The sequence below is a fragment of the Virgibacillus sp. genome (genome assembly GCF_013393565.1).
Lineage (GTDB): Bacteria > Bacillota > Bacilli > Bacillales > Amphibacillaceae > Virgibacillus > Virgibacillus dokdonensis.
In genome coordinates, this window is record NZ_JABXHF010000059.1 from 20,648 (window position 1) to 27,246 (window position 6,599).

The window sequence follows — 6,599 nt, forward strand, 5'->3', positions numbered from 1 at the left end:
ACTTGCTTTAAAATAAATTGGATTATCATTAGTAAACTAAAACCATATTATATAAAAAATTATTTTCTTATGTTTGAAGGGGGACCATGCAATTAGAATAAACGACTAAATAAGCCAAGTAACACGAGAACGCCGAAGATAATCCAACCAATATTTTTTGTAAAAGACCGCGGAAGGCGCTTTTTATTCCAGCGATTAGGGTCAAACTGAATATCATCATCATTTCTGTAACGATTACGTCTTGCCATGGCTGCCCATGGATTATAGCTATTAGCCCCTGCTAAAACAATCGGTGCAATGATAACTCCACCAAGGAAACCGAAGATATGCCCGGAAACATTGATGCCTGGATTGAAGAAGGTCATAATCAGACCAATAATGCATATCGTCGTTACGATTTGAGAGCTTATCTGATCGATGAGATGTTTGCGAAACAAAACCATGAATATATATATCCCAAACAAGCCAAAAATTGCCCCTGAAGCTCCTATATGGAAGTAAAATAAATCTTCTACTAAATATGTTCCAAGGTTCCCAAATATACCTGCAAAAAGGTAGCCAATAATAAATTTTGTCCTCCCAAGCATTTGCTCTAAAGCAGGTCCAAATAGCACAAGGGAGAAGGAATTAAACAAGGCATGCATTAAATCGGCATGAAGAAATATCGGTGTAATAAGCCGCCAATATTCCCCTTGCTCAATACCATAATTACTCCCTTCGCCTAATTGATACAGCCAAATGCCAAATGGTAATTGTAAGAAATTAATTACGAGCCATAAAGCTAAGTGAATGATTACAAGGGTGGAAACGATGGGATACGATTGTATAAATTCTTTTAAGCTTCTTTCATGTCTTATAAACATTAGATTCCTCCGTGGAATAATTTTTGAAAATGCGTGCTAGGGTGTATGATAAATGTAGTGCTTCCTTTTAAATTGTACCATACGCACTTATAATTAATTTTATCCTACTAAATGCTATTTAAAAAGTCGAATAAAAATGACAAATGAAAGGTTATCCAATCCGTTTTTAACCTGTACTAATATACGCCGCTATGATATGTCAAGCATATTTTAAAGCAGTAAAACAAATCAACGATAATGGACGAAAAACTACCGTCTAAATATACGATACGAGGAGAAGGCGATGATTAAAGGAATTGGAATAGATATTATTGAATTGGAGCGCATTCGACAGAGCTTACTGAACAATGCTCGCTTTGTGGAGCGAATTTTAACGCCTCAAGAAAGAGAAGGTTACAGACAATTAACAAATGAAAAACGGAAGATCGAATACGTTGCTGGAAGATTTGCAGCAAAAGAGGCATTTGCTAAAGCGGCAGGTACTGGTATTGGTAAACTCGCTTTTCAAGATATGACAGTAAGCAAAACGAAAGATGGAGCTCCTGTATTACATGTAGTAGGATTTGAAGAAGAAAACATATTTCTATCGATCTCTCATGCAGAGCATTATGCCGTAGCACAAGTTATTTTGGAAGCACGATTTTAAAATGCCAAGCATTACGTGAAAGTTAAAACGTTGTTGTTTATCTTAAAAACTTATCGCACGTCACATGTAACACATGCATAATCACAAGGTTTGTCTCATATATTTTAGTGCGGGTAGGAGGGAACAAAATTGTTTATTGTCACCGCGAAAGAAATGTACGATATGGATCGTTTAGCTATGCAGGAAATTGGTTTAGAAGGAAAATTGCTGATGGAAAATGCCGGACGAGCTGTTGCTTTTAAAGTAATGGAGCAAATTTCGGTAAAAGAAAAAATTTGTATCTTGGCAGGAGCAGGTAATAATGGTGGGGACGGTTTTGTCATTGCACGTACGTTACTCGACGAAGGCTACCAAGTCGAAGTATTTCAAGTAGTTGCAAATGAAAAAATTACTGGTGATGCGTATGATCATAAGGTGATTTATGAAAAGTGTGGAGGGAATGTTACTCACTACAATGGGGAATCTATCCAGATGTTGAAAGAGGTGGATGTTCTTATTGATGCCATGATTGGTATTGGGATGAAAGGGGAGGTGCGTGAACCGTTAGCTACTCTTATTTCTCTTATTAATGAACAAGAAACCTATGTCATTTCTGTAGATATTCCTTCTGGCGTCCCTGCGGATGAAGGCGAGAATTCTATTTACGCTGTACAAGCTGATTACACGGTTATCATTGGCGCCCCGAAGGAAAGCGCCTTTCTCCCAAATACTGCTCCGTTCTACGGAGAATGGGACGTTGTCTCTATCGGTCTGCCGACATTTATGTTCCATCGACTTACAAACAAAACAGTGTGGCAGCTAGAAAATGTGGAAAAGACGTTACCAAAGCGCGAATTATTTGACCACAAAGGCAATCATGGAAAAGGTCTGATTATCGGTGGGTGTAAGGAAATGCCAGGTGCCTTATCGATGTCAGTACAAGCCGCATTAAAATCGGGAGCCGGTTTAATAACGGGTGCTAGTGCTTTACCTGTGATTCAAATGATTGCCGGAAACAGTGTGGAAGCTATGTATATACCTTTAATGGATACAAATGGCTATCTTAATAATCATTCAGAAATCTCATTTGGTGCTTATGATGCCGCAGCAATCGGTATGGGTTTAGGGAGGAAAAAAATAACAAAGGATTTTGTAGCCCATGTTATGAAAACAGCGACTTGTCCTATTATCATTGATGGGGACGGACTTTACCATTTGTCACAGTTATTGCCTGATTTAAATGCCAGAGCTTATTCAACCGTTATTACCCCACACCCTGGGGAAATGGCTATGCTATTGGGAATCACAATTCGTGAAGTATTACAAAAGCCATTTCAATATGCCAAGGAATTTGCGCAAACATATAGTGTGTATGTTGTGTTAAAAGGTAGATATACCATTATTACCGCACCAGATGGTGTACAAAGGCTAAATCCAACAGGTAACGCAGGTCTTAGCAAAGGTGGCAGTGGCGATGTGTTAACAGGGATAATGTTAGCGATGGTGATGCAAAAGCAAAGTTTGTTAGATGCTTTATGCAATGCTTGTTTCATTCATGGTATGTCAGCCGATTTACTTGTCCAAGATCAGCATTCTGAACATGATTTGCTTGCTAGTGATGTAATCAATGGAATAACACGTGTATATCGTGCGATTTTAAGTAGTGGTTGATAAGGGTTCCCTTTGTTTTACGTTAGAAAAGGACAAAAGAGATGGTCGGAAGGTAGAAAACGAACTTCTTTTTCTGTCCTACGTATAAGTACAACGAGGCAGTCGCCTGCGTCTAAAGGCTTGTCACTAGCTAAGTTTGCTTGAATTAACTGAGACAAGGGAGATATGTACATGAAGATGAAAATCATTGGGGTGCTCTTGTTTGCCGGCCTCGTAATCGTATTAGCTGCTTGTGGTGAAAAATCCCAAGAAGATGTTGTAGCCGATTTGCAAGAAAAAGCTGAGAAGATGGACGGGTATAAAGCAAAAGCGGAAATGAATATGAATACAGGTAAGGAACAGCAAACGTTTCAAATTGATATTTGGCATAAAAAAGAAGATATGTATCGTGTCGGATTATCCAATAAGTCTGATGAAAAGGGCAATCAAATCATTTTAAAAAATGAAGATGGGGTTTTTGTGCTTACCCCAGCTTTAAATAAGAGTTTTAAATTTCAGTCCGAATGGCCGCAAAATAGCAGCCAGCCTTATTTATACCAATCTTTGGTTCAGGATATTGAAAAAGATAAGGAAGCGGAATTTGAAATTACCGATGCCCATTACGTGTTTAAGACAAAAACAAATTATCAGAGCAATAACAATTTACCGTATCAAGAAATTTATTTAGATAAAAAATCGTTGCAACCTGTACAAGTAAAGGTGTTGGATAAAGATAAAAATGCATTAGTTGAAGTTAGCTTTTCCAACTTTGATAGTAAAGCAAGCTTCCAAGAAGATGATTTTTCTATGAAGAAGAATATGGGTGGGGAAGAAGCAAAAGAAACCGCCGCTGTAAATGAAGAAGAAGCATTAACGGTGTTTTATCCATCTTACATGGCAGGAGCGGAACTAAAGGAAAAGAAAGAAACATCTACCGATACAGGTGAGCGGGTCATCTTAACCTTTGAAGGGGAAAAGAATTTCACCTTGGTGCAAGAAAAAGCAAATGCGCAAACAACCATGGCTAACCCAAAGGAAGCAGAAGGAGAGATTGTGAATTTAGGTTTTACGGTTGGAGCTATGACGGATAATTCCATGGAGTGGACGCATAATGGCGTTGATTTTATGTTGGCTAGTGAAGAGTTAACAAAGGAGGAACTTATTGAAGTTGCAAAATCTGTCCAAAGCAAAGAAGTGAAGTGACCTAGGTTACGAGCAGACTCTATCATGCGGGTCTGCTTTTTTCTGTTAGGTTCTTTGTTTGTAGAACGTGATAGAAAAAAGCAGGTTAGTAAGCGGTAGTTTCGTAGTAGCCGTTCTATTTTTAAGTGCAAATATAGCGCAGTTCATACTGTTAAGCTAACGTAGTGTTTTTCCACAGCGGTCACTATCTACATTTCGCTTGTGCGTTTCTTATACTATAAACCAATAAAAATCTTATCCTTTCCTAATAGTGCAAAACAATTGACATAAGATGGACATAAATAGTGTGCTGGAAATATAGAGGTTATAACTATGCATGGAAAAACTTAACGCATACAACAGAGCGACTAGCATTGACAGTGCTTTGTTAACAAGAAATAATAGATGTATCAATCTTTAACCAAGCTATTTGCAAGAAAGGGAGTATTCATTTTGGACATACATCGAAATACATGGATAGAAATAGATTTGGATGCAATTGCATATAATATAAAACAAATACAGAAAAAACTACCAAAAGAAACAAAGGTAATGGCTGTAGTAAAAGCGAATGGGTATGGACATGGAAGCGTACAAATTGCTAAGCAAGCGTTGCAAGCAGGGTCAGATTATTTAGCTGTAGCACTATTAGAAGAAGCGATCAAGTTACGTGAAGCATCAATAAAAGCACCGATTCTCGTATTAGGTTGGGTTCCACCTAAATCAGCAATCGTTGCAGCAAGGTATGGGATTACACTAACCGTTTTTCAACAGGAGTGGTTAGAACAAATAAAAGGCTATACATTCTCTCCTCCTCTGCATTTGCATTTAAAAGTGGATACTGGAATGGGGCGAATAGGAATAAGAACAGAGCAAGAATTGAAAGACATTTCACAAGCATTAAATGAAAATAACAGCATATATTTAACTGGGGTGTTTACACACTTTTCTACAGCTGATGAATCAGAGTCAACGTATTTTGATGAGCAACGAACGCGCTTCAAAAATACCCTTTCGCAACTGAAAGAACTACGGATGGAGAAAATTAACGTTCACATTGGTAACAGTGCTAGTGCTATACGACTTCCAGAAGCCATGTATGATTTTGTTCGTTTTGGAATTTCCATGTATGGGTTATATCCTTCACAAGAAATAAAAGTAAAGGGGGAGATAGAATTAAAGCAAGCTTTTTCTTTGCATAGTAGGCTTGTTCATGTCAAAAAAATAAACCCAGGCGACTGTGTTAGCTATGGGTGTACGTATCAGGCAGAAGCAGAAGAGTGGATTGGTACGCTTCCTATTGGATATGGAGACGGTTGGCTAAGAAAGATGCAAGGTTTTTCCGTTCTTGTAGATGGAAAGCGAATGCCTATTGTTGGGAGAATTTGTATGGACCAAACGATGATCAAATTAGATCAAGCCTATCCAATAGGGACGAAGGTGACGCTGATTGGTTGTCAAAATGATGCATGTATTTCCATGGATGAAGTGTCTAATTATGCTGAGACCATTAATTATGAGATTCCTTGTATATTGAATGATCGTATTCCTCGTATTTACAAAGAACAATGAATATGTAATGTAATGCGGAGCTATTTCGAAATATAAGGATCAAAGTATACGAAATTTGTTGAAGTTATTATCTTTTTTAACGTTGTAGGAGAATTTATTGGCTAAGGAAATTACAGTTTTCGCCATAAAGTTTTGGCGATAAAGCTCGTTTTTCTTATACTACTAGGAAAGTATAAAGTTTTCAGAGTGTATAGTATGAGCAAAGCGACGGCGCTATTCCGCCATAAGAATTGGCGGGAAGCCAAGTTTTTCTAAATAATAGACATAAAATTTCTTCTAAATGTTATTCTATTTGTATACCACAAGGAAAGTAAAATGAAACGACAAAACAAGCGATTTTTTGGGGAATTTTTATAGAACCCTTTGCAAACAGGCGAATTCAATGATATTATAAAATTAACTTTTACAAAGTTCGTTCAACAGTTGGCGGAGGTGTGATGGTTTTGTCAGAAAGCTTGCAAGAAGTATTAGTGAAAATACCAAAAAACCTGTTAAATGAGGTGGATGGTCTGATGAAATATGAGAATAGTGATTTAAGTGATTTCATATGTCAGGCAACTAGAAACTATCTTCAGCATAAAAGAGATGAGCATTTTCAACAATTTCGCGAAACCATGGAAAAGGGCTATGCAGAAATGGGTCGCATTAATTTGACAATTGCTTCTGAAGCTTTTCAAGCGGCAGAAAAACAAAAAATCACCTTGGAA

Annotated in this window: 6 protein-coding genes; 5 read left to right on the forward strand and 1 reads right to left on the reverse strand. The window is 37.6% G+C overall.

Translation table 11 applies throughout. The features are described 5' to 3' along the window. Nucleotides 1–92 precede the first annotated feature (92 nt). Nucleotides 93–863, reverse strand: a complete 771-nt coding sequence (locus HLX49_RS12820; RefSeq protein WP_077702485.1) for a rhomboid family intramembrane serine protease — start codon at nucleotides 861–863, stop codon at nucleotides 93–95. Nucleotides 864–1,146: 283 nt separating this feature from the next. Here HLX49_RS12820 and acpS point away from each other — a divergent pair, with 283 nt between their 5' ends. The 5 genes from acpS to HLX49_RS12845 all read left to right on the forward strand — a co-directional run. Next, the gene (gene acpS, locus HLX49_RS12825) at nucleotides 1,147–1,509 is read left to right on the forward strand and encodes a holo-ACP synthase (RefSeq protein ID WP_077702486.1); all 363 of its coding nucleotides are present in this window, start codon (nucleotides 1,147–1,149) and stop codon (nucleotides 1,507–1,509) included. Between the two features lie 129 nt (nucleotides 1,510–1,638). Next, complete coding sequence (locus HLX49_RS12830; RefSeq protein ID WP_077702487.1) at nucleotides 1,639–3,159, forward strand: bifunctional ADP-dependent NAD(P)H-hydrate dehydratase/NAD(P)H-hydrate epimerase; 1,521 nt, start codon at nucleotides 1,639–1,641, stop codon at nucleotides 3,157–3,159. A 171-nt stretch (nucleotides 3,160–3,330) separates the two neighbouring features. After that, nucleotides 3,331–4,341 (forward strand): LolA family protein, encoded by a 1,011-nt coding sequence (locus HLX49_RS12835; protein WP_077702488.1) that lies wholly within the window; start codon nucleotides 3,331–3,333, stop codon nucleotides 4,339–4,341. 432 nt (nucleotides 4,342–4,773) lie between these two features. After that, nucleotides 4,774–5,892 carry an alanine racemase gene (gene alr, locus HLX49_RS12840; RefSeq protein ID WP_367112751.1) on the forward strand — a complete coding sequence of 373 codons (1,119 nt, stop codon included), beginning with the start codon at nucleotides 4,774–4,776 and terminating at the stop codon, nucleotides 5,890–5,892. Between the two features lie 443 nt (nucleotides 5,893–6,335). Beyond that, nucleotides 6,336–6,599 (forward strand): CopG family ribbon-helix-helix protein (locus HLX49_RS12845; protein ID WP_296362342.1); only part of this gene is annotated, 264 nt, incomplete at its 3' end.

Bases quoted from the DNA above. Each gene is read 5' to 3' on its own strand.
- HLX49_RS12835 (WP_077702488.1), top strand. From the start codon at position 3,331: ATGAAGATGAAAATCATTGGGGTGCTCTTGTTTGCCGGCCTCGTAATC.
- HLX49_RS12820 (WP_077702485.1), bottom strand. From the start codon at position 863: ATGTTTATAAGACATGAAAGAAGCTTAAAAGAATTTATACAATCGTAT.
- acpS (WP_077702486.1), top strand. From the start codon at position 1,147: ATGATTAAAGGAATTGGAATAGATATTATTGAATTGGAGCGCATTCGA.